This is a genomic window from Janthinobacterium foliorum (assembly GCF_978021625.1).
In genome coordinates this window covers 1-302 of sequence record NZ_CDXDQE010000095.1, presented here as the reverse complement: position 1 = coordinate 302, position 302 = coordinate 1, and the positions used below count along the sequence as shown (strand labels likewise).

The 302-nt window shown below is 52.3% G+C and carries 1 rRNA gene; it reads right to left on the bottom strand.

The features are described 5' to 3' along the window. Positions 1–302 (bottom strand): 23S ribosomal RNA (locus ACZ92H_RS29660); the annotation flags it as partial.

The following is a 302-nucleotide window of genomic DNA, read 5'->3' as shown; positions in this document are numbered from 1 at the left end:
CCTTCTATGAGACAGAAACTGACTATTCCAACAGTCAGACAACCTTCCGCGATCCGTCCCCCCATCGCATCATACGACGGTGCAGGAATATTAACCTGCTTCCCATCAGCTACGCATCTCTGCCTCGCCTTAGGGGCCGACTCACCCTGCTCCGATGAACGTTGAACAGGAAACCTTGGGCTTACGGCGTGGAGGCTTTTCACCCCCATTATCGCTACTCATGTCAGCATTCGCACTTCTGATACCTCCAGCATCCTTTACAAGACACCTTCGCAGGCTTACAGAACGCTCTCCTACCATAT